This is a genomic window from Streptomyces scopuliridis (assembly GCF_042790125.1).
GTDB classification, from domain to species: Bacteria; Actinomycetota; Actinomycetes; order Streptomycetales; family Streptomycetaceae; genus Streptomyces; species Streptomyces scopuliridis_A.
Window position 1 is genome coordinate 92,151 of the sequence record NZ_JBHTZS010000007.1, and the last position, 24,359, is coordinate 116,509.

The window sequence follows — 24,359 nt, forward strand, 5'->3', positions numbered from 1 at the left end:
CACCGGGCGTGTGGTTCGCCTCGGTCGCGGGGGCGCGGTAGCTCGTTGTGGTCATGCCGTAAGTAAAACAGACGTGAGGACGGACGCCCGGGGGCCGTCCGTATAGCGGACAGTTTCGTCGTGCCATACGGACACCCCGCCGAGGTCCACGACGGTCGGCGGTGGCCCCCATCGGGCGGCCCGCATCCCCGCCGCACCTGCTGTGACCTGCGCGGATGCCGCGGAGCGGGGAGGGATCGCGTCAGCCGGCGACCGCTGCGAGCGGTCGCGCGCTGTGGTCAAGGCCACGGTCTCCGGGGCCCGGAGGCACCGGGCGCGGAGGCACCGGCCGCGCAGGGGCACCGGCCTCGCGGACCCGGCGGCCTCGCGGGGGCGCGCGCGGCGGGCCTTTCGCCCCGTAATACGCTCGGGCCCATGCTTGTCGCCCTGACGGTCACGGTCTCCGTGGCCGCGCTCGCCCTCGCCGCCTGGTGCGGCTTCGCCGCCTACCGCGACCAGCCCACCAAGGACTGGCACTTCATCGGCATGGCCGTGGTGTCGGTGCTCGCGCTGGCCCAGCTGGTCGTCGGGATCGTGCAGCTGGCGCGCGGTGAGCGGGCCGACGAGGGCTCGGTGATCTTCGTCTCGTATCTGCTCGGCGCGCTGTTCGCGGTCCCCGCGGCCGGCTTCCTGTCGCTGAGCGAGCGGACCCGCTGGGGCTCGGTCACGGTCGCCGCCGGAGCGGTCGTCCTGGCCGTACTGGAAGTGCGGCTCCATGACATCTGGGGAGGCTGACGCCATGACCACCGAAGGAGCCGACGGGGCACCGGTCAGACTGGTCCGGGGTCCCGGGCTGCTGCTGGTCTGGCTGTACGGCGTGATGTCGGTCGGCGCGGTCTCCCGGTCCGCCTACCAGATCGCCACGGAATTCGACCGCGCCCCGCTGGCCTACGCGCTCTCCGCCGTCGCCGCCGTGGTCTACGCGTTCATCACCTACACGCTGGTACGCGGCGGGGAGACGGCGCGGAAGGCCGCTCTGCTCTGCTGCGCCGCGGAGCTGGTGGGCGTGCTGACCGTCGGGACGTGGGCGCTGGCCGATCCGTCGGCCTTCCCGGACGCCACGGTCTGGTCGGACTACGGGAGGGGCTATCTCTTCATTCCGGTGCTGCTGCCGGTCACCGGCATCCTGTGGCTGCGCAAGAGCCGTCGGCGGGGCGCGTCGCCCGTCTCCGCCGGGTGACCGGGAAGCGGAACCCCCTTCGTACCCCTGAGGCCCTGCCACTGGGGTCGTGCCGCCGGGGATTCCGCCCTCACGTCAGGCGCTGGCGACGTACGCGCCGGCGGCCGCCGCTTCCTTCGAGGCTTCCTTCTCCAGGGTGACGAGCCTCAGCCGGGGGCCCGCCTGCTCCGTCGACACCGGGGCGTAGCCGCGGCTGCGGTAGAGCCGCAGATTGCCCTCGCTGCGGTGGCCGGTGAAGAGCTGGAAGCGCTGGGCCGCCGGCTGTCCCGCGAAGTGCGTCTCGATGGCGTCGAGCAGCCGTCCGCCGAGGCCGTGGCGCCGCATCCGGGGATGGACGATGAGCTTGGCGATCCGGGCGGTGCCCGTCGCGTCGACGCTGCCGCGCACCGACGCCACCACTTCGTCGCCGAGCCTGGCCACCAGGCCGTGGCCCTGGGCGAGTTCGGCCCGCAGATCGTCCAGCGTCTGGGTCAGGGGCTCGATGGTGTAGTCGCCGTACAGCTCGGCCTCGTTCTGGTAGCACAGGTACTGCAGCTTCAGGATCTGTTCCGCGTCCTGCGCGCTCGCCGCTGAGATGGTCACGCTCATGCCCATGTGTGCATGCCTCCCGCTCACTTGGTCCGCCGGTGGTCTACCGCTCCTTTCCCCCGAGTTCAGGAGCCGCAACCTCGGCCGCCAGCATTCTGCGCAGGCATCCCAGACATCTGGAACGTAACGGTCCAAGACTGCCCTGTGACATACCCAACTCACCCGCGATCTCACGGTAGGTGAGGTCCTCCGGCGACAGCATCGCGGTCAGGACCAGCGGACAGCGGCCGGGGGTACGGCCGACCGCCGCGCGGAGCATCTGACTCCGGTCGGTGCGCAGCGCGGCACGCTCGGGGTCGGACTCGGGCCCGGCGGCGGGTTCCTCGTAGCGGTACGGGAGTTCGCGGGCGGCGGTGCGCCGGGCGCGGCGGGCCTCGGCCCGTACGACGTCCCGTACCCAGCGCGCGGTGTCGCCGGGCCAGGGCTCGGCGGCCGGCCGTTCCAGCAGCCGTACCCAGGCGGCCTGTTCGAGATCTCCGGGCTCGGCCCCGGCCCCCGGCGCCTCCGCCGCCGCCTCCGCGCGCACCAGCGGAAGGAGCGCGTGGACGAGAGCCGACGACCGCGCGGACTGCGCCAGCCGCGCGGCCTCCGACGGGCGGACGGCCGCCGGCGGGCGGTGCGCCACGGTCTGGGGCGGTCGGGAAGCGGGGAGGGGCCGGGTCGGCCGGACTGACGTCATGCCCGCCGTGACGTCCGGGCGACGACGGGCGGTTGCTCCCCGGCCGGGCCGTCACCCGACCGGGGCACGCGCCGTCAGCGGCTGACGAAGTCCGCCCGCGCCAGCAGACCGGTGTCCGGGTTGTCGGTGAAGATGCCGTCGATGCCCTGCTCGAAGTAGACCCGGAAGGCGCCGAAGGCGTCGCCGTAGGCGTTCGGGTCCGTACCGCGCCGGAAGTCCGCCGGCAGGAAGGCGTTCTCGTCGCGCAGCGTGTACGGGTGGAGGACCAGGCCCTCCGCGTGCGCGTCCCGTACCAGCGTGGTGGGCGTGCCGAGCTTGCCCGTGGCGTCCTTCGGGATGACCAGGTCGAGCGTCGGGCCGATGCCCTGCGCGTAGGACGCGATCCACTTCAGGCCCTCGGGCTTGACCAGATCGGCGACCGTACGCGGGTCGTTCGCGACCTTGAAGTCCCACGGGCGGGTGCCGGCGGCGTCGAGCAGGACGACGCGCGGCGAGGAGACCAGCTTCGCCATCCGCTGCATGCTGCTCGGCTCGAAGGACTGGAGGAAGATGGCGGAGTCCTTGCGGTCACGCCCGTAGCGGCGCAGCAGCTTCGCGAGGGGCTCCTCCAGGCCGAGGCCGAGACCGCGGAAGTAGGTGGGGTGCTTGGTCTCGGTGTACAGCCAGATCTTGCGGCCGAGGCGGCGGCCCTGCTCGTCCGCCCAGCGCAGCACCTCTTCGAAGGTGGGGACGTCCCAGCGGCCGTCGTAGAGCGTGTTGCGCTGCCGGACGCCGGGGATGCGCTCCTTGGCGCGCAGCGTCTTCAGCTCGGCGAGCGTGAAGTCCTCGGTGAACCAGCCGGTGAGGCTGACGCCGTCGACGCTCTTGGTGGTCTTGCGGCCCGCGAACTCCGGGTGGTCCGCGACATCGGTCGTGGCCGTGATGTCGTTCTCGTGACGGCACACCAGATGGCCGTCCTTGGTGGGCACCAGGTCCTGCTCGATCACATGCGCGCCGAGGTCAAGGGCGAGCTGGTACGAGCCGAGAGTGTGCTCGGGACGGTAGCCGCTGGCTCCGCGGTGGCCGATGATCGTGGGTACGGGCAGGGCCGGCTTCGCCGGTCCGTGGCCGCCCCGCCCCGCTTCGGCCGCGCGCTCCGCCGCCTGCGCCGGGGCGGGCAGCGCCACGGCCGCCGAGCCGAGCACCGCCGCTCCGAGTACGGTCCGCCGTCCGGGCGTATTCCGCGCACCCTGTGTCATGAACGCTCCTCGATGTGATGTCCCGCACCTGTCAACGACTGCCAAACGAGGGCTGAGCGTAGGCGGCCACGCCTTCCGTACGGGAGACCCTGGGCGAACGTGGCGGAAACTCACGTCAACAGCGCGTATCCGGTTCGTGAACTCGATGTGCGCTCGTGTGGAGTTGCGAGTACCGTCCTCACCTGCAGAGATTTAGTCGGCCGTCCCACAGCTTCACACGACACCGGAGGAACCGTTGTCCCGCTTCGCGCTCATCAAGGCAGCGCTCGGACCGATCATGCGCCTGATGTTCCGCACCCGTGTGGAAGGCGCCGAGAACATTCCGGGGAGCGGGCCGGTGATCCTCGCCGGCAACCATCTCACCTTCATCGACTCGATGATCCTGCCGCTGGTCTGTGACCGTCAGGTCTTCTTCATCGGCAAGGACGAGTACGTCACCGGCAAGGGCCTCAAGGGCAGGCTGATGGCCTGGTTCTTCACCGGCGTGGGCATGATCCCGGTGGACCGCGACGGCGGCCGGGGCGGGGTCGCGGCGCTGATGACGGGCCGCCGGATCCTGGACCAGGGCAATATCTTCGGGATCTATCCCGAGGGCACCCGCTCCCCCGACGGACGGCTGTACCGGGGCCGTACGGGCATCGCGCGGCTGACGCTGATGACGGGCGCCCCGGTGGTGCCGTTCGCGATGATCGGTACGGACAAGCTCCAGCCGAACGGCTCGGGCATGCCCAGGACCGGCAAGGTGACCGTGCGCTTCGGCAAGCCGATGGAGTTCTCGCGGTACGAGGGCATGGACCGCGACCGGTATGTGCTGCGGGCGGTGACGGACTCGGTGATGGCCGAGGTCATGGAGCTGTCGGGGCAGGAGTACGTGGACATGTACGCCACGAAGGCGAAGGCGGCGTAACGCGGCCGGGCGCCGAGGGCTGTCACGCTCCCGGCGCCCGGCGCTCGTGAGGGCTCGACACCCGTCCGTGCTCACGCCGCGTCCGTGCTCACGCCCGCGTCAGTGCTCCACGCCTCGTCAGTGCTCCACGCCGCCCTCCAGCTTCTGGCCGCGCAGCAGGAACCAGGCCACCACCGCCGTGGCCAGCAGCACCGCCGCGCCCGCCCCCGCCGCGAGGCGCAGACCGTCCACGAACGCCTCCTGAGCCGCCGCCACCAGCGCGGCCCCCGCGTGCCCGGGGAGTCCGGCGGCGGCCTCCACCGCGCCGCCCAGGGACTCGTGCGCGGCCGAGGCCGCGTCGGCCGGGGTCCCCGACGGGGTGGGGAAGCCCCGGTAGACACCGGTGACGATCGAGCCGAGCAGCGCGATACCGAGCGCCGCGCCCAGTTCGTACGCGGTCTCCGACACCGCGGAGGCGGAACCGGCGTGCTCCTTGGGGACGCTGGAGAGAATCACATCGGCGGTGACGGTGAAGGAGAACCCCGCGCCCACGCCGACCATCAGCAGCACAGCCCCCAGGAGCGGATAGCCGGTGGACTGGCTGATCGTGACGAGCGCCGCGAGGGACAGACCGATCGCCGCGAGCCCGCCGGCCACCACGGACCGTACGGAGTAACGGCGGGCGATGGTTCCGGCGAGGAGTCCCGCCGCCACCGCGCCGACGGCGGCGGGCAGTTCGGCCAGCCCCGCCTCCAGCGGCCGGCGTCCCTGCACCAGCTGCAGATACTGCGACAGGAAGAAGACCAGCCCGGAGAGGCCGAGGATGGTCAGCAGATCGGCCAGGACCGCGGCGGAGAAGCCCCGGTGGTGGAAGAGCCGCATGTCGAGCAGCGGGGCGGGCAGCGTGAGCTGGCGCCGTACGAACCCGTAGAGCGCGCCCGCTCCCAGCAGGCCCACGACGACGACATTCCAGCCGGGGCCGTGCGAGGCCCCTTCCTTGATCGCGTAGACGACGCCGACGATGCCGACCAGGGAGAGCACCACGCTGATCAGGTCCCAGGGACCCGGCGCGGGGTTCTTCGACTCGGGCAGCGTCCTGAGGCCGACGATCACCAGAACGGCCATCACGGGCAGGTTGATCAGGAAGACCGAGCCCCACCAGAAGTGCTCCAGCAGGAAGCCGCCGACGACCGGGCCGACCGCCGCGCCCGCGGAGGCCATCGCGCCCCAGATCCCGATGGCGAGGCTGCGCTCCCTGGGATCGTGGAAGAGGTTGCGGATCAGGGCGAGGGTGGCGGGCATCAGGGTCGCGCCCGCGACGCCGAGCAGCGCCCTGGCCACGATCATCATTTCCGGGGTGGTCGCGTAGGCGTTGAGTACGGAGACCCCGCCGAAGGCCACCGCGCCCGTCAGCAGCAGCTTCTTGCGGCCGATCCGGTCGCCGAGGCTGCCCATGGAGACCAGCAGACCGGCGATGACGAAGGAGTAGATGTCCCCGATCCAGAGGAGCTGGGCGCCGGTCGGCTTGAGGTCCTCGCTGAGGAACGGTGTGGCCAGGCCCAGCACGGTGGCGTCGACGGCCACCAGCAGCACGGCCAGGACGAGTACGGCCAGCGCGATCCAGCGCCCGGGACGGGGCGTCTGTTCGCTCTCCGTCGCGGTGAGGTGGGTGCTGGTCATTGCTTCACGCTCCGTCGTGCTCCGCCGAGCAGCAGCTCGGCGATCATGTAGGGGAAATCCTTGGGGGCGGCGCGGCCGTCGTGGACGGTCCAGGCGCCGGCGCTGATCAGTCCGTAGAAGGCGTCCGTCAGCCAGGCGTGGCTGAGGTCGATACGGAACACGCCCTCCTCCTGTCCGCGCCGGAAGAGCGCGGAGATCCGGGCGTCGGTGCGGTTCCAGCCGTCGGAGACCTCGCCCTCGAAGAGCTGGTTCTCGGTGAGGAGAAAGGCGAGCAGCCCGGCGGAGGGTTCGACGCACGCGATCAGCCGGCGCAGCGCCTCGTCCGCCGGGCCCTCGTCGAGCCGGGCGTCGTCGAGGGCCGACTCCAGTTCCTTGAGACCCAGCTCCTCCAGCGCCTTGATCAGCGCGTCCCGCCCGGCGAAGTGCCGGTGCAGCGTCGCTCGCCCTATCCCCACGGACCGGGCGACCTCGTCCATGGTGGCGGTGGCCCTGCGGGTGAGAAGGGCGGCGGCGGTGCGCAGCACCTGTTCACGATCGACGGTCATGAGACAACCATAACCCACATGAGACATCAATGTCTCATTCGATACAACGCTGAACCATTATTCGGAGCGTTCAGGGGCGCTCCGGGACACTCCGGGGCACTACCGAGAAGGAACGAACCCGCGTATGAAGTCGCGTATGGACTCGCGTAGGGACTCGCGTACGAAGCCACTGCTGCTGATCGATGTCGACGGTCCGCTGAATCCGTATCTCGCCCTCGCGGCCGAGCCACCCCCGGAGGGATACGCCAGGCACTGGACGCGGCCCTCGGGCTGGCCCGGGGATCAGCCGCTGCCCGTGCTGCTCAACCCGGAGCACGGAGTGGAGCTGCGGGCGCTCGCCGACCGCTACGAGCTGGTCTGGGCCACCACCTGGGAGGACGACGCCAATGAGTGGATCGGGCCGGTCCTCGGGCTGCCGGAGCTGCCGTACGTCGAGTGGACCGTCCCGGAGCCGAGGGCGCCGCTCGGGACTCTCTGGAAGACGCCGTACGTACTGGAGTACGCGGCCGGCCGGCCCTTCGCCTGGGTCGACGACGAGATCACCTCGTACGACCGCGCGTGGACGGACCAACGCCACCACGCCGCCGCCCTGTTGATGCGTATCGATCCCGGGGTCGGGCTGACCCGTACGGACTTCGACACGCTCGCGGAGTGGGCGGCGGCGCTGTAGCGGCTGGCCGCTGGTCACTTCTTGGCGTGGGCCCAGGCGTGCTGTATCACCAGATCGGCCTTGACCTCGGAGAGCTGGACGGCGACGGCCGACGGGGCCGTACCGCCGCGGCCGTTGCGGGAGGCCAGCGAGCCCGCCACATTGAGCACCGTCCGCACCTCGGGGGTGAGGTGCTCGGAGATCTTCGCGAACTGCTCGTCCGTCAGATCGGCCAGCTCGATACCGAGCGTCTCGCACTCCTTGACGCACTCCCCCGCGACCTCGTGCGCCACCCGGAACGGCACACCCTGCCTGACCAGCCACTCGGCGATGTCCGTCGCGAGCGAGAAGCCGGCCGGTGCCAGCTCGGCCATCCGCTCCCGGTTGACGGTCAGCGTCGCCATCATGCCGGTGAAGGCCGGCAGCAGGACCTCCAGCTGGTCGCAGGAGTCGAAGACCGGCTCCTTGTCCTCCTGGAGGTCACGGTTGTACGCGAGCGGCAGCGCCTTCAGCGTGGCCAGCAGCCCGGTCAGATTGCCGATGAGCCGGCCGGACTTGCCGCGCGCAAGCTCGGCGATGTCCGGGTTCTTCTTCTGCGGCATGATCGAGGAGCCGGTGGAGAAGGCGTCGTGCAGGGTGACGAAGGAGAACTCCTTCGTGTTCCAGAGAATGATCTCCTCGGCGATCCGCGACAGATTGACGCCGATCATCGCGGTGACGAAGGCGAACTCGGCGACGAAGTCACGGGAGGCCGTGCCGTCGATCGAGTTCCCGGCCGAGCCGCGCTCGAAGCCGAGGTCGGCGGCGACCGCCTCCGGGTCGAGCCCGAGCGAGGATCCCGCCAGCGCGCCGGAGCCGTATGGGGAGACCGCCGTGCGCTTGTCCCACTGCCGCAGCCGCTCCGCGTCCCGGGACAGCGCCTGCGCGTGCGCCAGCACATGGTGGGCGAAGAGGACGGGCTGGGCGTGCTGGAGGTGCGTACGGCCCGGCATCGCGACGTCCGGGTGCGCCTCGGCGAGCCCGACCAGCGCGTCCTGGAGCTCCGCGATCAGGCCGCCGATGATCCGGGCGTGGTCGCGGAGGTACATCCGGAAGAGCGTGGCGATCTGGTCGTTACGGGACCGCCCGGCGCGCAGCTTGCCGCCGAGGTCGGCGCCGAGCCGCTCCAGCAGACCGCGCTCCAGCGCGGTGTGGACGTCCTCGTCGGCGACGGTGCCGGTGAACGAGCCGTCGGCGACATCGGCCTCCAGCTGGTCGAGACCGGCCAGCATGCGGGTCAGCTCATCGGCGGTGAGCAGACCGGCCTTGTGCAGCACGCGGGCGTGGGCGCGGGAGCCGGCGATGTCGTACGGCGCGAGCCGCCAGTCGAAGTGGACCGACGCGGACAAGGCGGCCAGCGCCTCCGCCGGACCGTCGGCGAACCGGCCGCCCCAGAGCCGGACATCACCGTTGCTGCTGCTCACTGCTGCTCCTCAGAAGGGATCGGGAAGTACGACCGCCTCCCCGCCGCGGAGGAACGGGGAGGCGGACTGTCAAACGGTTGGGATCAGGCGAGGTCACGCCGGGCGGCGATCTTCGACGAGAGGCCGAAGATCTCGATGAAGCCCTGCGCCTTGGACTGGTCGAAGGTGTCGCCCGAGTCGTACGTGGCGAGGTTGAAGTCGTACAGCGACTCGTCCGACCTCCGGCCGGTGACAACGGCCCGGCCGCCGTGCAGGGTCATCCGGATGTCGCCGGTGACATGCTGGTTGGCCTCGTTGATGAAGCCGTCCAAGGCGCGCTTGAGCGGGGAGAACCACAGGCCGTCGTAGACGATCTCGCCCCAGCGCTGCTCGACCTGCCGCTTGTAACGGGCCAGCTCGCGCTCGACGGTGACGTTCTCCAGCTCCTGGTGGGCGGTGATCAGCGCGATGGCGCCGGGGGCCTCGTAGATCTCCCGGGACTTGATGCCGACGAGCCGGTCCTCGACCATGTCGATCCGGCCGATGCCCTGGGCGCCGGCCCGCTCGTTGAGCTGCTGGATCGCCTGGAGGACGGTGACGGGCTTGCCGTCGATGGCGACGGGCACGCCCTCCTTGAAGGAGATGATGACCTCGTCGGCCTCGCGGGGCGTGGCCGGGTTCGAGGTGTACTCGTACACGTCCTCGATCGGACCGTTCCAGATGTCCTCCAGGAAGCCCGTCTCGACGGCCCGTCCGAAGACGTTCTGGTCGATGGAGTACGGGGACTTCTTGGTGGTCGCGATCGGGAGGTTCTTCTGCTCGCAGAAGGCGATCGCCTTGTCGCGGGTCATCGCGTAGTCGCGGACCGGGGCGATGCACTTCAGATCCGGGCCGAGGGCGGTGATCCCGGCCTCGAAGCGCACCTGGTCGTTGCCCTTGCCGGTGCAGCCGTGGGCGACGGTGCCGGCGTTGTGCTTCTTCGCGGCGGCGACGAGGTGCTTGACGATCGTCGGCCGGGAGAGGGCGGAGACCAGCGGGTAGCGGTCCATGTAGAGGGCGTTGGCCTTGATCGCCGGGAGGCAGTACTCCTCGGCGAACTCGTCCTTCGCGTCCGCGACCTCGGCCTCGACGGCACCGCAGGCGAGCGCGCGCTTGCGGATGACGTCCAGGTCCTCGCCGCCCTGGCCGACGTCCACGGCGACGGCGATGACCTCGGCGCCCGTCTCCTCGGCGATCCAGCCGATGGCGACGGAGGTGTCCAGGCCGCCCGAGTAGGCGAGTACGACGCGCTCGGTCACGGGTTTCTCCTTACGGTGCATTCACTGACAGGTATAACTATGCGATGCACCGTATGGTTTTGTCAACGTGCTTCCCCGCGGACCTCCGCGGCGAGCAGCGGGGCATGGCTGTAGCGCAGGTCCTTGGTGGCCGTGAGCAGGGTGAGCGTGTCCTCAACGGCCAGTTCCCGCAGCCGGACGAGCGCCCGCTCAGGGCCGGGTCCGGCGAGTTCGGCGGCGTACCGGCCGGCGAATTCCTCGAACCGCGCCGGATCGTGTCCGTACCAGGTGCGCAGCTCCGCCGAGGGCGCGGCGTCCTTCAGCCACTCGTCCAGCGCGGCCTCGCTCTTGGCCAGCCCGCGCGGCCACAGCCGGTCCACCAGCACCCGGGTCCCGTCGCCGGGCTCCGGCGCCTCGTACACCCGGCGCACCCGTACCTCGTGCCCGCCGGTGCCGCTCTTCGTCTTCCGCGCCTTCGTCATCGTTCCATCGTGCGACCGTCCGGGCCGTCCCACCCGTTGAAAACGGCCTGCCCGCCGGGCGCCCGGCGCCGATAATCAGGAACATGGGTAAGCGATACGAACGGATCGACGGCAGGATCAGAACCTTCATCGAGGAACAGCCCGTCTTCTTCACCGCCACCGCACCGCTGGCGGCCGACGGCCATGTCAATCTCTCGCCCAAGGGGCGGGCCGGGACCCTCGTCGTGATCGACGAGCTGACCCTCGCCTATCTGGACTTCGGGGGCAGTGGCGCCGAGACCATCGCGCATCTGCGGGAGAACGGCCGCATCACCCTGATGTGGTGCGCGTTCACCGGACCGCCCAAGGTGCTGCGGGTGCACGGACGCGGAGAGCCGGTCTTCCGGGACGATCCGCGCTGGGGCGAGTACATCCGCCTCTTCGCGGACGCCGACGGGCCCGGCGCCCGCGCGATCATCGTGATCCACGCCGAGCGCGTCGGCGACGCCTGCGGTTTCGCCGTCCCCTTCATGGACTACCGGGAGGAGCGCACCCAGCACGCCGAGCACTTCGGCCGGAAGTCGGACGAGGAGTTCGCCGCGTACTGCGAGAAGAAGGACCATGTCGGGGTGAGCCTGGACGGGCTGCCGGCGCTGCCGCTGCCGCTGCCCGCGCGCGCGGACTGACCGAGGGGGCCGGCCGTACGTCCGGCGCACCGCCGTTCGGGGCGCCGCCGTTCGGAGCAGCGGAGAGGCCGTCGCCGGCCCGGCGGCATACGGTCCGGGCATGCGCATCGCTCTCGTACTCGGCTCCGTCCTGCTCACCGTCGCCACGCTCACGGCCGCGTCCCCCGGGGCGCCGTCGGCCAAGGTGCCGCTTCCCGAGCGGATGGCGGACACCGGCGGCGGCAGCCAGCTGATCACCGCCGAGGCCCCGGAGCCCGGGGCCACCACCGGCCGGGTGACCTGGTGGGACCGGCGTGGCGCGCGGTGGGTGGCGGCCGGTTCCGCCACGGCGCGTTTCGGGGCCGGCGGGCTGACCGAGGGCCGGTCGCGTCAGCAGGGCACCTCGACCACCCCGACCGGGCTCTACGGTCTGCCGTTCGGATTCGGCCTCGCGCCCGCGCCGGGCGGGACGCGCGTCGGCTACCGCCCGGTGACGGAGCGGTCCTGGTGGTGCCAGGACAATGAGTCGCGGGCGTACAACCGCTGGGCGGAGGGGCTGCCGTCGGACTGCCGGGCGACGGAGTCCGAGCATCTGGCCGACTACCCGTCCCAGTACGACCTCGCTCTGGTGATCGGCTTCAACTACGACCGGCCGGTGCGCGGCCGGGGCGCCGGGATCTTCCTGCACGTCAACGGCGAGGGCGCGACCGCCGGCTGTGTCTCCGTACCGGCCGACGCGATGAGAGCCGTCCTGGCCTGGGCCGATCCCGGCCGCCGTCCGCATATCGCGATCGGTACGTCCTCGGGACCGACGGCGATCACCTCCGTGCGGGCCGCCGAGAGCGCCACCTGACCGGCCCCCGCGCTCTTCTCCGCGACCGGATCCCGAACTCCCCCGCCTTCAGCGGTCGTTCTGGGCCAGCTTCAGCAGATGGTCCGCGAGCGCCTGGCCGCCCGCCGGATCGCGGCTGATCAGCATCAGGGTGTCGTCCCCGGCGATCGTGCCCAGAATGTCGCTCAACTCCGCCTGGTCGATGGCCGAGGCGAGGAACTGCGCCGCGCCCGGCGGCGTACGCAGGACGACGAGATTGGCCGACGCCTCGGCGGAGATGAGCAGTTCACCGGCGAGCCGCCGCATCCGCTCCTCCTTCGCCGACTCCCCGAGCGGGGCGTGCGGGGTACGGAAGCCACCCTCGCTCGGGACCGCGTAGATCAACTCGCCGCCGGTGTTGCGGATCTTGACCGCGCCCAGTTCGTCCAGATCCCGGGAGAGCGTCGCCTGTGTGACGCTCAGCCCGTCGTCCGCGAGCACCTTCGCCAGCTGGCTCTGGGAGCGCACCGGCTGCCGGTTGAGGATGTCGACGATCCTGCGGTGGCGGGCGGTTCTGGTCTGCGGTACGGACTGCCCGCCGTGCTCGGTGTCCTGGGCCTCGGTCATCGTCGTCTCATTCTCCGTGTCGTCCATCCCCGTTGGCCGCGTCGAGAATGCCGGGCAACGCCCCCAGAAGCGCGTCCACTTCGGTGTCGCCGATGATCAGCGGCGGCATCAGCCGCACGACATCCGGAGCGGGCACGTTCACGAGGAACCCGGCACCCTGAGCCGCCTGATGCACCTGGGGCGCGTGTGGCTCGGTGAGCACGATACCCAGGAGCAGTCCCGAGCCGCGGACGTGGGAGACCAGCGGATGGCCGAGACCCTCGATACCGTCCCGCAGTTTCTCGCCGAGCCGCTTCACCTGGTCCAGGAGTCCGCCCGCGGCGAGCGTGTCGAGAACGGCGAGTCCGGCGGCGCAGGCGACCGGGTTGCCGCCGAACGTCGTACCGTGCTGGCCGGGCCTGAGCAGTTCGGCCGCCTCCCCGAAGGCGACGGCCGCGCCGAGCGGCAGACCGCCGCCGAGCCCCTTGGCGAGAGTGACGACATCGGGCTCGACGCCCTGGTGCGCCTGGTGCTCGAACCAGTGGCCCGTCCTGCCGACGCCCGTCTGGACCTCGTCCAGGACCAGCAGCGTGCCGGTGGCGCGGGTGATCTCCCTGGCGGCCTCCAGATAGCCCTTGGGCGGGACGACCACGCCGTTCTCGCCCTGGATCGGCTCGATGATCACGAGAGCCGTCTCCTCGGTGACGGCGGCGCGCAGCGCCTCGGCGTCCCCGTACGGGACGTGGGTGACATCACCGGGCAGCGGCCGGAAGGGCTCCTGCTTCGCGGGCTGGCCGGTGAGGGCCAGCGCGCCCATCGTGCGGCCGTGGAAGCCGCCGTCGGTGGCGACCATGTGCGGACGGCCCGTCAGCCGGCCGATCTTGAAGGCCGCTTCGTTCGCCTCGGCGCCGGAGTTGCAGAAGAAGACCCGGCCGGGGCGGCCGAAGAGCTGGATCAGCCGCTCGGCGAGCGCGACCGGCGGCTCGGCGATGAAGAGGTTGGAGACATGGCCGAGGGACGCGATCTGCCGCGAGACGGCCTCGACGACGGCGGGGTGCGCGTGGCCGAGGGCGTTGACCGCGATGCCACCGACGAAGTCGGTGTACTCGACGCCGTCCGCGTCGCGCACCCTGGCGCCCTCTCCGTGGACGAGGGACAGCTTCGGCGTGCCGTAGTTGTCCGCCATGACGCTCCGCCAGCGCTGCGCGAGCTTCTCGTTGCCGGTCACTTCGTGGCCCCTTCCTGTCCGTCGGGCACGACCATCGTGCCGATGCCCGAGTCGGTGAAGATCTCCAGCAGGATCGAGTGCGGCACCCGGCCGTCCAGGACGCGTGCGGTCCTGACCCCGTTGCGTACGGCGAACAGGCAGCCCTCCATCTTCGGCACCATGCCGCTGGAGAGCTCGGGCAGCAGCTTCTCCAGCTCGGTGGCGGTGAGCCGGCTGATCACGTCGTCGCTGTTCGGCCAGTCCTCGTACAGCCCCTCGACATCGGTGAGGACCATGAGCGTCTCGGCGCCCAGCGCGGCGGCGAGCGCGGCGGCGGCGGTGTCGGCGTTGACGTTGTAGACATGGCCGTCGTCGGCGCTGCGCGCGATGGAGGAGATGACCGGGATCCGGCCGTCCGCCAGCAGCGCCTCGATGGCGCCCGTCTCGATCGCGGTGATCTCGCCGACCCGGCCGATGTCGACCAGCTCTCCGTCGATCCGCGGCCGGTGCCGGGTCGCGGAGATGGTGTGCGCGTCCTCGCCGGTCATCCCGACGGCGAGCGGGCCGTGCTGGTTGAGCAGTCCGACCAGCTCGCGCTGGACCTGTCCGGCCAGCACCATCCGTACGACGTCCATCGCCTCGGGCGTGGTGACCCGCAGTCCGGCCTTGAACTCGCTGGCCAGGCCGTGCCGGTCGAGCTGGGCGCTGATCTGCGGGCCGCCGCCGTGCACGACGACCGGCTTGAGACCGGCCTGCCGCAGGAAGACGACGTCCTGCGCGAAGGCGGCCTTCAGGTCCTCGTCGATCATGGCGTTGCCGCCGAATTTGATGACGACGGTCTTCCCGTTGTGCCGGGTGAGCCAGGGCAGCGCCTCGATGAGGATCTGTGCCTTGGGCAGCGCGGTGTGCTTACGGGCGGTCATGAGCTGTACGCGCTGTTCTCGTGGACGTACTCGGCGGTGAGGTCGTTGGCCCAGATGACCGCGGAGTCCGTGCCCGCGGCCAGATCGGCGGTGATCCGTACCTCGCGGTACCGCATGTCCACGAGGTCGCGGTCCTCGCCGACGGAGCCGTTCTTACAGACCCAGACGTCGTTGATGGCGACATTGAGCCGGTCGGGCTCGAAGACCGCGCCGGTGGTGCCGATGGCGGAGAGCACCCGGCCCCAGTTCGGGTCCTCGCCGTGGATGGCGCACTTGAGGAGGTTGTTACGGGCGATGGAGCGGCCCACCTCGACGGCGTCGTCCTCGGTCGCGGCGTTGATCACCTCGATCCGGATGTCCTTGGAGGCGCCCTCGGCGTCACCGATCAGCTGGCGCGCCAGATCGGCGCAGACCGCACGGACCGCCTCGGCGAACTCGTCGTCACCGGGCGTCACCCCCGACGCGCCGGAGGCGAGCAGCAGCACGGTGTCGTTGGTGGACATGCAGCCGTCGGAGTCGACACGGTCGAACGTCGTACGGGTGGCGGCGCGCAGCGCGGTGTCCAGGGCCGGCGCCTCGATGTCGGCGTCGGTGGTGAGGACGACGAGCATCGTGGCGAGGCCGGGGGCGAGCATGCCCGCGCCCTTGGCCATGCCGCCGACCGTCCAGCCGTCGCCCTGGACCACCGCGGTCTTGTGCACCGTGTCGGTGGTCTTGATGGCGATGGCGGCCTTCTCGCCGCCGTGCGCGGAGAGCTCGGCGGCGGCCTTCTCGATGCCCGGGAGGAGCTTGTCCATGGGGAGGGGCAGGCCGATGAGCCCGGTGGACGCGACGGCGATCTCCCCGGCGCTGTGGCCGTCCGTGCCCTGGCTGTCCGCGCCGTGGCCGCTGAGGACCTCGGCGGCCTTCTCGGCGGTGGCATGGGTGTCCTGGAAGCCCTTCGGCCCCGTACAGGCGTTGGCGCCACCGGAGTTGAGGACGACCGCGGTCACCGCGCCGCCCTTGAGGACCTGCTCGGACCAGAGGACGGGGGCGGCCTTGACACGGTTGGAGGTGAAGACGCCCGCGGCGGCGCGGCGCGGACCGTTGTTGACCACGAGGGCCAGGTCCGGGCCGCCGTTCTCCTTGATTCCGGCGGCGATGCCCGCTGCCGTGAATCCCTTCGCTGCGGTGACGCTCAAGGTGCCACTCCGATCGTGGAAAGTCCGGTGTCCTCGGGGAGTCCGAGGGCGATGTTCATGCTCTGTACCGCGCCGCCGGCGGTGCCCTTGGTGAGGTTGTCGATGGCGCTGATCGCGATGATGCGGCCCGCGGCCTCGTCGTACGTGACCTGGATCTGTACGGCGTTGGAACCGTAGACGGACGCCGTGGCGGGCCACTGCCCCTCGGGGAGCAGATGGACGAAGGGCTCGTCCGCGAAGGCCTTCTCGTACGCGGCCCTGACCTCCTGCGCCGTGACGCCGGGCCTCGCCTTGGCGGAGCAGGTGGCGAGGATGCCACGGGGCATGGGGGCGAGGGTGGGCGTGAAGGAGACGGTGACCCGCTCCCCGGCGGCCTCGCTCAGGTTCTGGATCATCTCGGGGGTGTGCCGGTGTCCGCCGCCGACGCCGTACGGGCTCATGGAGCCCATGACCTCGGAGCCGAGCAGATGCGGCTTGGCCGCCTTGCCCGCGCCCGAGGTGCCGGACGCGGCGGTGATCACGGCCTCGGGCTCGGCCAGCCCCACCGCGTACGCCGGGAAGAGCGCGAGCGAGACGGCGGTGGGATAGCAGCCGGGCACCGCGATACGCCTGGACCCCTCCAGCGCGGCGCGGGCGCCCGGCAGTTCGGGAAGACCGTACGGCCAGGTCCCGGCGTGGGCGGACCCGTAGAACCGCTCCCAGTCCGCCGCGTCCTTCAGCCGGAAGTCGGCGCCCATGTCGACCACGAGCACCTCGTCGCCGAGCTGCTCGGCGACGGCCGCGGACTGGCCGTGCGGCAGCGCCAGGAAGACGACCTCATGCCCGGCGAGCACCTCGGGCGTGGTCTCCGCCAGCACCCGGTCCGCGAGCGGCAGCAGATGCGGCTGAAGCCCACCGAGCGGCAGGCCCGCGTTGGAGTTGCCGGTGAGGGCTCCGATCTCGATCCCGGGGTGGCCGAGCAGCAGCCGGAGCAGCTCCCCGCCCGCGTACCCGCTGGCTCCCGCCACCGCGGCGCGCACCGTACGTACAGCCATCGACAAACCCTCCTCAGTAATGGCATGACTATACGTTTCTACGCAGCTTTATGCAATGACGAAGGGGTGAGCTGAGCGCGCGTACCCTCGTCCCCGTGCCCGTCCCCTCCGCGCATCGCGTCGCCGTCCTCGTGCTTGAAGGTGCGAAGCCGCTCGATGTCGGGATTCCCGCGCAGGTTTTCACGACGCGCGCGAGCATGCCCTACGAGGTGCGGGTGTGCGGGGCGGGACCCGGTCTCGTGACCGGCGGCGACGGCCTGTCGTACTACGTCGCCCACGGCCTCGACGCGCTCGCGTGGGCCGACATCGTGTTCGTCCCCGGTTACCGGTTCCCGGGCCGCGACGACCCGCCGGGGGCCGTCGTCGACGCGCTGATCGCCGCCCACGGTCGGGGCGCGCGGCTCGCCGCCATCTCGACGGGCGCCTTCGCGCTCGCCGCCACGGGCCTGCTCGACGGCAAGCGCGCCACGACGCACTGGCATTACGCGCGGGCGCTCGCGGCGAAGCATCCGCGCGTCCAGGTCGACGAGAACGTGCTGTTCGTCGACGAGGGCAGCGTGCTGACGTCGGCCGGAGCGGCATCGGGCATCGACCTGTGCCTGCACATCCTGCGCGGCGACCTCGGAGTGGCCGCGTCGAACCACGCGGCCCGGCGTCTGGTCGCGGCCCCCTACCGCAGCGGCGGCCAGGCGCAGTACGTGCCGCGCAGCCTGCCCGAGCCGCTGGGCGAGCGGTTCGCCGCCACCCGCGAGTGGGCGCTGCACCGGCTGGGCGAGCACCTCACCCTCGAACTGCTCGCCCGGCATGCCGCGGTGTCGCCGCGCACCTTCTCGCGGCGCTTCGTCGAGGACACGGGCTACACGCCGATGGAGTGGGTCATGCGCGCCCGCATCGACCTGGCCCGTGAACTGCTCGAACGATCGGAGCGGCACGTCGAGCAGATCGCCGCCGACGTCGGTCTCGGCACCGGTGCCAATCTGCGGTCGCACTTCCATCGCGTCCTCGGCACGACGCCGAGCGAATACCGGCGCACCTTCACCCAGGGCGAGTAGCCCCACCGCCACCTGGCGCGATCCCTTGGCGCGATCCTTTTGAACCATGGCGATCACGCCGCTGTCGCGGGCGGAGGCGGCACGCGACATTGAGGGGGAACCGAAGGGACACCATTCATGACGCGCATCGCCATCAACGGATTCGGCCGCATCGGACGCAATGTGCTGCGTGCGCTGCTGGAACGTGACAGCGGCCTGGAGATCATCGCGGTCAACGACCTCACGGAGCCCGCCACCCTCGCGCGGCTGCTCGCCTACGACACGACGGCCGGCCGGCTCGGTCGCCCGGTGACCGCCGACGGGGACGCCCTCGTTGTGGACGGCCGTCGCATCACCGTGCTCGCCGAGCGTGAACCGGAGCGGCTGCCCTGGGCCGAGCTCGGCGTCGACATCGTGGTCGAGGCGACCGGCCGCTTCACGTCGGCCACGGCCGCCCGCGCCCACCTCGCCGCCGGCGCGAGGAAGGTACTGGTCAGCGCACCGTCCGACGGTGCCGATGTCACGCTGGCGTTCGGGGTCAACACGGACGCCTACGACCCGGACGCGCACACGATCGTCTCGAACGCCTCCTGCACGACCAACGCCCTCGCGCCGCTGGCCGCGGTGCTCGACGGCCTCGCCGGCATCGAGCACGGCTTCATGACGACGGTGCACGCCTACACGCAGGAGCAGAACCTGCAGGACGGTCCGCACCGCGACGCCCGCCGCGCCCGTGCCGCCGCCGTCAACATCGTGCCGACCACGACGGGCGCCGCCAAGGCGATCGGCCTCGTGCTGCCGGGCCTTGACGGCAAGCTGTCGGGCGATTCGATCCGCGTGCCGGTTCCGGTGGGCTCGATCGTCGAACTCAATACGACTGTCAGCCGCGACGTGACGCGCGACGAGGTGCTCGCCGCGTACCGCGCCGCGGCGGAGGGGCCGCTCGCGGGCGTCCTCGAGTACTCGGACGACCCGCTCGTGTCGTCCGACATCACGGGCAATCCGGCCTCGTCGATCTTCGACTCGGCCCTCACCCGCGTCGACGGCCGTCACATCAAGGTGGTCGCGTGGTACGACAACGAGTGGGGCTTCTCGCACCGCGTGATCGACACACTCGAACTCCTCGCCGCCCGCTGACCGGCACCGGGGCGGGTGCGTAGGATCGCCGGCATGGCGCTGCGACCCGTTCAGGTGAACATCAAGGCCCTTGACGCCTCGGCGGTCGGCCGGTTCTGGGCGGAGGCCCTCGGCTGGAGTGCTTACAGCGCCGGCGTGACCACCTGTGTGGGACCCGCCGGCGGCCTCGTCTGGCCGGACCCGGTCGCCGTCTGCGTCGACGTCGTTCCCGTCCCGGAACCCAAGACCACGACCAAGAACCGTGTACACCTCGATCTCGCCACCACCTCCGCGGCCCATCAGGCGGAGCTGGTCGCGCGCCTGAGGGATCTCGGCGCGGCGCCCGCCCACGTCGGCCAGGGCGAGGTGCCGTGGACGGTCCTCGCCGACCCGGAGGGCAACGAGTTCTGCGTGCTGGAGCCCCGGGAGATCTACCGGGACACCGGGCCGGTCGCCGCGGTGGTGGTCGACTGCGCGGATCCGCGCGCCATGGCCCGGTTCTGGGACGGGGCGGTGGACTGGACCCTGCACGAGGTGACGGACGATCAGGCGGTGCTCCGCTCGGCCAAGGGCGTCGGCCCGTACCTGGAGTTCCTCCGCACGCCCGATGCGAAGACCGTGCCGGACCGCGTCCACCTCGACCTGCTGCCGTATCCCGGTGACGACAAGGCGGCGGAGGTGGCCCGGCTGCGGGCCCTCGGCGCCACCGATCTCGACCTCGGCCAGGGCGACGTCCCGTGGACGTGCCTGGCCGACCCCGAGGACCACGAGTTCTGCGTCCTCGCTCTGCCCTGACGCCCAGGGCGTGTTGCGAAAGTCCCGGCGTTCAGCGTTCGGTGATCTCGCCGTCGCTCAGCTCCACCACACGGTCGGCCAGATCGAGCAGCTGGGGGTCGTGCGTGGCGACGAGCGCGGCGACGCCCTCGCTGTGCACCACGGTGCGCAGGAGTTCCATCACCGCGAGGCCGGTCTGGGCGTCCAGCTGTCCGGTCGGTTCGTCCGCGATCAGCAGCGCCGGCCGGTTGGCGAGGGCGCGGGCGATGGCGACGCGCTGCTGCTGGCCGCCGGAGAGTTCGCCGGGACGCTGCGCCGCGTGATCGCCGAGGCCCACGAGAGAGAGCAGCAGCGCCACCCGCTCCTCGCGCTCACGCGGATCGGCCCCGCGCAGCCGCAGTGGTACGCCCACGTTCTCCGCCGCGCTGAGGATGGGGATCAGACCGAAGGACTGGAAGATGAAGCCGATGCGGTCGCGGCGAAGCTCCAGGAGCCCGTTCTCACCGAGCTCGGCGAGGTCGGTGCCGTCGATGACGACGCGGCCCCGGTCCGGGGAGTCCAGACCGCCGACCAGATTGAGCAGAGTGGTCTTTCCGGCGCCGGAGCGCCCCTTGAGGGCGACCAGTTCGCCGCGCGCGACATCGAGGGAGGCACCGCGCAGCGCGTGGACGGCGGCGGGACCGGTGCCGTACGAACGGTGCAGATCCTCCGCCCTGACCATGGGCCCGCCGGACCGCTCGCCCAGGACGGCGGCGCCGGCCCGGGTGCTGTTGTGCTGCGTCATTGGTGCGCCCCCCGTGCGTGATCGGTCCGGCCACAGTATGTGCGGACGTCCTGCGAACGGGCAATAAGGGCGAACTTCTTTTCGACTGCACGCGGTTTCCTGATAGAAAGCCATTTCAACAGGCGTTGACGTAAACCGGGCGGGGGAACGGGTGGCGGGGTTTATTTTTCTGCGCGCGGTCGGGCACCGGCTGCTCCTGGCGGCCGCGTTGCTCGCGGTGGTGCTGACCACCTGTGTGCTCGCCGCCCTCACCGCGTTCTCCGGTTCGCTCGCGGACACCGCGCTGCGGGAGACGCTGCGCGGCCGGGGCGCCGCGTCCGCCGTGCTCGTCATCAACGCGGACGTTCCACTGGAACGGAGCGACGCCGCCCAGGAGGCGGCGGCCCGGGGCGCGGGGCGGGCCTTCGACGGACTGCCCGTGACGCTGCGGAAGCTGGAGAGCTCGGGAACGTATGCGCTGCCCACGTCCCTCCAGGCGTCCGGCGCCCCCGAGGACAAGCCCGACCTGACCCACTTCGCCGCGCTGGACCGGTCCCGGATCACCCTGGTGTCGGGCGAGTGGCCGGGCTCCGGACGGGAAGCCGGCGGCGCCATACCCGTCGCGCTGCCCGAAGTCGCCGCCACGCAGCTGAAGTTGCGCGCGGGAGCGAGCGTCACGCTCACCGACCGGCTGGCCGGCACCCGGCTGACCGTCCGGGTCACCGGCGTGTACAAGGCCACCAACCCCGTCGATCCGTACTGGCAGCTGGACACGCTGGGCGGGCGCGGGGTCCGTGACGTCGACTTCACCACGTACGGTCCGCTGCTCACGGACCCGGCCGTGCTCGCCGCCGGCCAGGTCTCCCGGGGCAACAGCGCCTGGCTGGCCACCGCCGACTACCGGAGCATCACCACCGACCGGATCGGCGCGCTGCGCACCGCGTCCACGCGCGCCCCCGCGCTGCTGCGCGAGGAACCGGCTCTCGGGCAGAACACGACGGTGACCACCGCGCTGCCGTCCCTGCTGGACCGGACCGAGCGGGCGCTGCTCGTGTCCCGGTCCACGCTGCTGATCGTGGCCCTGCAACTGCTCCTGCTGGCCGGGTACGCGCTGCTGCTGGTGGCCCGGGTCCTCGGCGCGGAACGGGCGGGCGAGACCGCTCTGCTGCGGGCGCGCGGTGCCTCGCGCGGCCGGCTCGCCGCTCTCGCCGTGCTGGAGGCGCTGCTGCTCGCGGCTCCGGCCGCGCTCTGCGCCCCGCTGCTGTCGGGTCCGCTGACCGGCCTGTTCGTACGGCGGTCCGCGCTCGGCGAGGGCGCCGGGGGGCGGTGGGGCGAGCTCGCGGCCGGGCCGGTGTGGCTGGTCTCGGCGGCGGTCGCCGTCTGCTGTGCGGCGGCGGTCGTCTCGCCCGCGCTGGCCGCGACGGCCGGCCCGGCCTCCGGGACGCGGCGTGGCCGCGCCGCCGCGCTGCCCGGCCCCGTACGCGCGGGGGCGGACGTCGCGCTGCTGCTGATCGCGGCGGTGGCCTACTGGCAGCTGGACCAGCAGACCCGGACGTCCGGCGGTGGAGCGCTCAGCGGCGACCGCCAGGGCGTTCTGGGCGTGGACCCGCTGATGGTCATGGCGCCCGCGCTGGCACTGCTCGCCGGAACCGTGCTCACGCTGCGGCTGCTGCCTCCCGCAGCGCGGCTCGCGGAGCGGCGGGCCGCCGGAGGCCGCGGACTGACGGCCGCGCTGGCAGGCTGGCATTTCAGCCGCGGGACGGTGCGCGGCGCCGGGCCCGTCCTGCTGCTGGTGCTGGCCGTGGCGATGGGGATGCTCGCGATCGGCCAGAGCGCGTCATGGGACCGGTCCCAGCGCGACCAGGCCGACTTCGGTACGGGTGCCTCGGTACGGGTGCTGGACAACAGGCCCGCCGGGCCCGGTCAGGCCGGGCTGTACGCGTCGCTGCCGGGGGTACGGCAGGCTGCGCCCGCCCACCGTACGGTCACGGATCTGTCCGGCGCCCGTACGGCGACGGTCCTCGCGCTGGACACGGCGCATGCCGACGAGCGGATGCTGATGCGCGGGGATCTCGCCGACGAGCCGGTGGCGGGGCTGCTGCGGGCGGCCGGGCCGCGGAAGGCCCCCGCGCGGGCGGTGGTGCCGTTGCCCGACGGCACCCGCCGGCTCGCCCTCGACCTGCGGATCGAGAATCTCGACGCGCGGAGCGAGAAGAGCGAGAAGGAGGAAGCGGCGAAGGCGGGAGCGGCGCCGGGCCGGGCCGCCTCCGGGTTCGCGCCCCAGCTCCAGATCACGGTCGAGGACCGCTACGGCATTTCCTACCGGCTGAGCGGCGGGCAGGTGCCCGTCGACGGCCGTGTCCACCGGGTCGTCGTCGATCTCGACACCACCACGTCGGGCACGCGCGGCGCCCCCGCCGGACCGCTGGGCGTGACCGGGTTCCAGCTCGGCGGTGAGGTCCCGGCCCAGGGGTCCGAGCGGCACCGGCTGAGTGTCGAGCGGCTGCTGGCCACGGGCGCCGACGGCGCCGAACGCCCGGTGTCCGTACCCGGCGAGGTGCGCTGGCGGGGCAGCCTGAGCGTGACGGCGAACGAGGAGGAGGGCACAGCGATGGCGCTGAGCCCGGCCGCGTCGCGGACCGCGCCGCTGACCGTCCCGTACACCACGGGGAGCGCGGGCGAGAGCGGCGGCCATCTCTCCGTACAGCTCGATGTCGCGCGCGCCGCCGCCCGCGAGGGGATCTCGGCCGTCGCCACGGACGGCTTTCTGCGCGCGTCCGGGGCCGGGCTCGGGGACAGCGTCGATCTGAATCTCGCCGGGGAGCAGCTCCGGGTGACGATCGTCAAGGCGGTACGGGAACTGCCCACGACCGGGAGCGCGGTGGCCTCCGGTGGCGGCGCCGCCCCGGTGACCGCCGCGGGTGAGGGCGACGACGCGGCGGCCGGCGGCGCGCTGCTGGTGGATCTGCGGGCCGTCAACGCGGTGCTGGCGGACCGCGCGGGCGCGGCTCTCGCGCCCAACGAGTGGTGGCTGAGCACCGCCCCCGGCGCCGCCGCGGACGTCGCGTCCGCGCTGCGCGACCGCCCGGACAGCACGCCCGGACAGGTGCTCGTACGCGACGAAGTGGCGGCCGGTCTGGCCGGCGACCCGCTCGGCAGCGGGCCGCGCTCGGCGCTGATGGCCGTCGCGGTGGCCGCCGCCGCGCTCGCGGCGGTGGGGTTCGCGGTGAGCGCCGTGGGTTCCCTGCGGGAGCAGTCCGCCGAACTCTCCGTCCTGCGTGCCCTCGGGGCATCGCGCCGGAGCCTCGCCCGACTGGTCGCGACGAAGCAGGGGCTGCTGATCGGTATCGGTCTGCTCGCCGGCGCGGTGCTCGGAACGCTCCTGACCCGGGCCGTGGTGCCGCTGGTCGTCCTGACCGCGCAGGCGGCCCAGCCGGTGCCCCGGGTGCTCGTGGAACTTCCGGTGTCCCAGGTCGCCCTGTTCCTCGCGGGCGTCGCCGCCGTGCCCCTGCTGATCACCGCGGCCATCGCCGTCCGGCGCGCCGATCCCGTCGGCTCGCTTCGCCACCAGGGGGACAACTGAG

The 24,359-nt window shown here is 71.9% G+C and carries 24 protein-coding genes; 10 read left to right on the plus strand and 14 right to left on the minus strand.

What is annotated here, in order from left to right; genetic code table 11:
• Nucleotides 1–414 precede the first annotated feature (414 nt).
• Both ACFRKB_RS13370 and ACFRKB_RS13375 read left to right on the plus strand, forming a co-directional pair.
• Entirely contained in the window at nt 415–774 is a 360-nt protein-coding gene (locus ACFRKB_RS13370; RefSeq protein ID WP_383105754.1) for a hypothetical protein, read from the plus strand.
• Between the two features lie 4 nt (nt 775–778).
• Nucleotides 779–1,219: a hypothetical protein gene (locus ACFRKB_RS13375; RefSeq protein WP_383105756.1), complete on the plus strand. Its 441-nt coding sequence runs from the start codon at nt 779–781 to the stop codon at nt 1,217–1,219.
• Nucleotides 1,220–1,294: 75 nt separating this feature from the next.
• Here ACFRKB_RS13375 and ACFRKB_RS13380 read toward each other — a convergent pair whose 3' ends face one another.
• From ACFRKB_RS13380 to ACFRKB_RS13390, 3 genes are all read right to left on the minus strand, one after another.
• Nucleotides 1,295–1,813: a GNAT family N-acetyltransferase gene (locus tag ACFRKB_RS13380; protein ID WP_383105757.1), complete on the minus strand. Its 519-nt coding sequence runs from the start codon at nt 1,811–1,813 to the stop codon at nt 1,295–1,297.
• A gap of 37 nt (nt 1,814–1,850) precedes the next feature.
• A complete protein-coding gene (locus ACFRKB_RS13385; protein WP_383105758.1) occupies nt 1,851–2,432 on the minus strand; it encodes an RNA polymerase sigma factor in 582 nt (193 codons plus the stop codon).
• 128 nt (nt 2,433–2,560) lie between these two features.
• Complete coding sequence (locus ACFRKB_RS13390; RefSeq protein WP_383105760.1) at nt 2,561–3,724, minus strand: glycerophosphodiester phosphodiesterase; 1,164 nt, start codon at nt 3,722–3,724, stop codon at nt 2,561–2,563.
• A gap of 277 nt (nt 3,725–4,001) precedes the next feature.
• Here ACFRKB_RS13390 and ACFRKB_RS13395 point away from each other — a divergent pair, with 277 nt between their 5' ends.
• Nucleotides 4,002–4,631: a lysophospholipid acyltransferase family protein gene (locus ACFRKB_RS13395; protein WP_383106036.1), complete on the plus strand. Its 630-nt coding sequence runs from the start codon at nt 4,002–4,004 to the stop codon at nt 4,629–4,631.
• A gap of 117 nt (nt 4,632–4,748) precedes the next feature.
• On the opposite strand, the gene ACFRKB_RS13400 is transcribed toward ACFRKB_RS13395, so the two are convergent.
• Nucleotides 4,749–6,290, minus strand: coding sequence for an MFS transporter (locus ACFRKB_RS13400; RefSeq protein ID WP_383105761.1), 1,542 nt, complete (start codon nt 6,288–6,290; stop codon nt 4,749–4,751).
• Nucleotides 6,287–6,835: a TetR/AcrR family transcriptional regulator gene (locus ACFRKB_RS13405; protein ID WP_383105762.1), complete on the minus strand. Its 549-nt coding sequence runs from the start codon at nt 6,833–6,835 to the stop codon at nt 6,287–6,289. Before ACFRKB_RS13405 ends, ACFRKB_RS13400 begins: the two co-directional genes overlap by 4 nt.
• A 136-nt stretch (nt 6,836–6,971) precedes the next feature.
• On the opposite strand from ACFRKB_RS13405, the gene ACFRKB_RS13410 reads away from it, so the two are divergent.
• A complete protein-coding gene (locus ACFRKB_RS13410; RefSeq protein ID WP_383105763.1) occupies nt 6,972–7,505 on the plus strand; it encodes an HAD domain-containing protein in 534 nt (177 codons plus the stop codon).
• A 14-nt stretch (nt 7,506–7,519) separates the two neighbouring features.
• On the opposite strand, the gene argH is transcribed toward ACFRKB_RS13410, so the two are convergent.
• The 3 genes from argH to ACFRKB_RS13425 all read right to left on the minus strand — a co-directional run bounded on the left by argH (nt 7,520) and on the right by ACFRKB_RS13425 (nt 10,685).
• The gene (argH, locus tag ACFRKB_RS13415) at nt 7,520–8,947 is read right to left on the minus strand and encodes an argininosuccinate lyase (RefSeq protein ID WP_383105765.1); all 1,428 of its coding nucleotides are present in this window, start codon (nt 8,945–8,947) and stop codon (nt 7,520–7,522) included.
• Between the two features lie 83 nt (nt 8,948–9,030).
• On the minus strand, nt 9,031–10,224 hold the full coding sequence (locus tag ACFRKB_RS13420) for an argininosuccinate synthase (protein ID WP_365975409.1): 1,194 nt from the start codon (nt 10,222–10,224) through the stop codon (nt 9,031–9,033).
• A gap of 62 nt (nt 10,225–10,286) precedes the next feature.
• Nucleotides 10,287–10,685 carry a DUF488 domain-containing protein gene (locus ACFRKB_RS13425; RefSeq protein WP_383105766.1) on the minus strand — a complete coding sequence of 133 codons (399 nt, stop codon included), beginning with the start codon at nt 10,683–10,685 and terminating at the stop codon, nt 10,287–10,289.
• Nucleotides 10,686–10,768: 83 nt separating this feature from the next.
• Here ACFRKB_RS13425 and ACFRKB_RS13430 point away from each other — a divergent pair, with 83 nt between their 5' ends.
• Entirely contained in the window at nt 10,769–11,350 is a 582-nt protein-coding gene (locus ACFRKB_RS13430; RefSeq protein WP_383105767.1) for a pyridoxamine 5'-phosphate oxidase family protein, read from the plus strand.
• 100 nt (nt 11,351–11,450) lie between these two features.
• A complete protein-coding gene (locus ACFRKB_RS13435; RefSeq protein ID WP_383105769.1) occupies nt 11,451–12,182 on the plus strand; it encodes a L,D-transpeptidase family protein in 732 nt (243 codons plus the stop codon).
• 48 nt (nt 12,183–12,230) lie between these two features.
• Here ACFRKB_RS13435 and ACFRKB_RS13440 read toward each other — a convergent pair whose 3' ends face one another.
• Genes ACFRKB_RS13440 through argC form a run of 5 tightly spaced genes read right to left on the minus strand, consistent with a single transcriptional unit; the run spans nt 12,231 to nt 17,091 of the window.
• Complete coding sequence (locus ACFRKB_RS13440) at nt 12,231–12,767, minus strand: arginine repressor (protein ID WP_030355301.1); 537 nt, start codon at nt 12,765–12,767, stop codon at nt 12,231–12,233.
• Between the two features lie 7 nt (nt 12,768–12,774).
• Nucleotides 12,775–13,974 (minus strand): acetylornithine transaminase, encoded by a 1,200-nt coding sequence (locus ACFRKB_RS13445; protein WP_383105770.1) that lies wholly within the window; start codon nt 13,972–13,974, stop codon nt 12,775–12,777.
• Complete coding sequence (gene argB / locus ACFRKB_RS13450; RefSeq protein WP_383105771.1) at nt 13,971–14,876, minus strand: acetylglutamate kinase; 906 nt, start codon at nt 14,874–14,876, stop codon at nt 13,971–13,973. The genes ACFRKB_RS13445 and argB overlap by 4 nt, the downstream gene beginning before the upstream one ends.
• Nucleotides 14,873–16,057 carry a bifunctional glutamate N-acetyltransferase/amino-acid acetyltransferase ArgJ gene (gene argJ / locus ACFRKB_RS13455; protein ID WP_383105772.1) on the minus strand — a complete coding sequence of 395 codons (1,185 nt, stop codon included), beginning with the start codon at nt 16,055–16,057 and terminating at the stop codon, nt 14,873–14,875. Before argJ ends, argB begins: the two co-directional genes overlap by 4 nt.
• A complete protein-coding gene (gene argC / locus ACFRKB_RS13460; RefSeq protein WP_376581121.1) occupies nt 16,054–17,091 on the minus strand; it encodes an N-acetyl-gamma-glutamyl-phosphate reductase in 1,038 nt (345 codons plus the stop codon). The genes argJ and argC overlap by 4 nt, the downstream gene beginning before the upstream one ends.
• A gap of 95 nt (nt 17,092–17,186) precedes the next feature.
• On the opposite strand from argC, the gene ACFRKB_RS13465 reads away from it, so the two are divergent.
• The 3 genes from ACFRKB_RS13465 to ACFRKB_RS13475 all read left to right on the plus strand — a co-directional run bounded on the left by ACFRKB_RS13465 (nt 17,187) and on the right by ACFRKB_RS13475 (nt 20,033).
• On the plus strand, nt 17,187–18,143 hold the full coding sequence (locus ACFRKB_RS13465; protein WP_383105774.1) for a GlxA family transcriptional regulator: 957 nt from the start codon (nt 17,187–17,189) through the stop codon (nt 18,141–18,143).
• 117 nt (nt 18,144–18,260) lie between these two features.
• The gene (gene gap, locus ACFRKB_RS13470; RefSeq protein ID WP_383105775.1) at nt 18,261–19,259 is read left to right on the plus strand and encodes a type I glyceraldehyde-3-phosphate dehydrogenase; all 999 of its coding nucleotides are present in this window, start codon (nt 18,261–18,263) and stop codon (nt 19,257–19,259) included.
• 33 nt (nt 19,260–19,292) lie between these two features.
• Nucleotides 19,293–20,033, plus strand: a complete 741-nt coding sequence (locus tag ACFRKB_RS13475; protein WP_383105776.1) for a VOC family protein — start codon at nt 19,293–19,295, stop codon at nt 20,031–20,033.
• A 31-nt stretch (nt 20,034–20,064) separates the two neighbouring features.
• Here the strand turns inward: ACFRKB_RS13475 and ACFRKB_RS13480 are convergent, their stop codons facing one another.
• Nucleotides 20,065–20,733 (minus strand): ABC transporter ATP-binding protein, encoded by a 669-nt coding sequence (locus tag ACFRKB_RS13480; protein ID WP_383106037.1) that lies wholly within the window; start codon nt 20,731–20,733, stop codon nt 20,065–20,067.
• Between the two features lie 214 nt (nt 20,734–20,947).
• On the opposite strand from ACFRKB_RS13480, the gene ACFRKB_RS13485 reads away from it, so the two are divergent.
• Complete coding sequence (locus tag ACFRKB_RS13485) at nt 20,948–24,358, plus strand: FtsX-like permease family protein (protein WP_383105777.1); 3,411 nt, start codon at nt 20,948–20,950, stop codon at nt 24,356–24,358.
• The last annotated feature ends 1 nt before the right edge of the window (nt 24,359 follow it).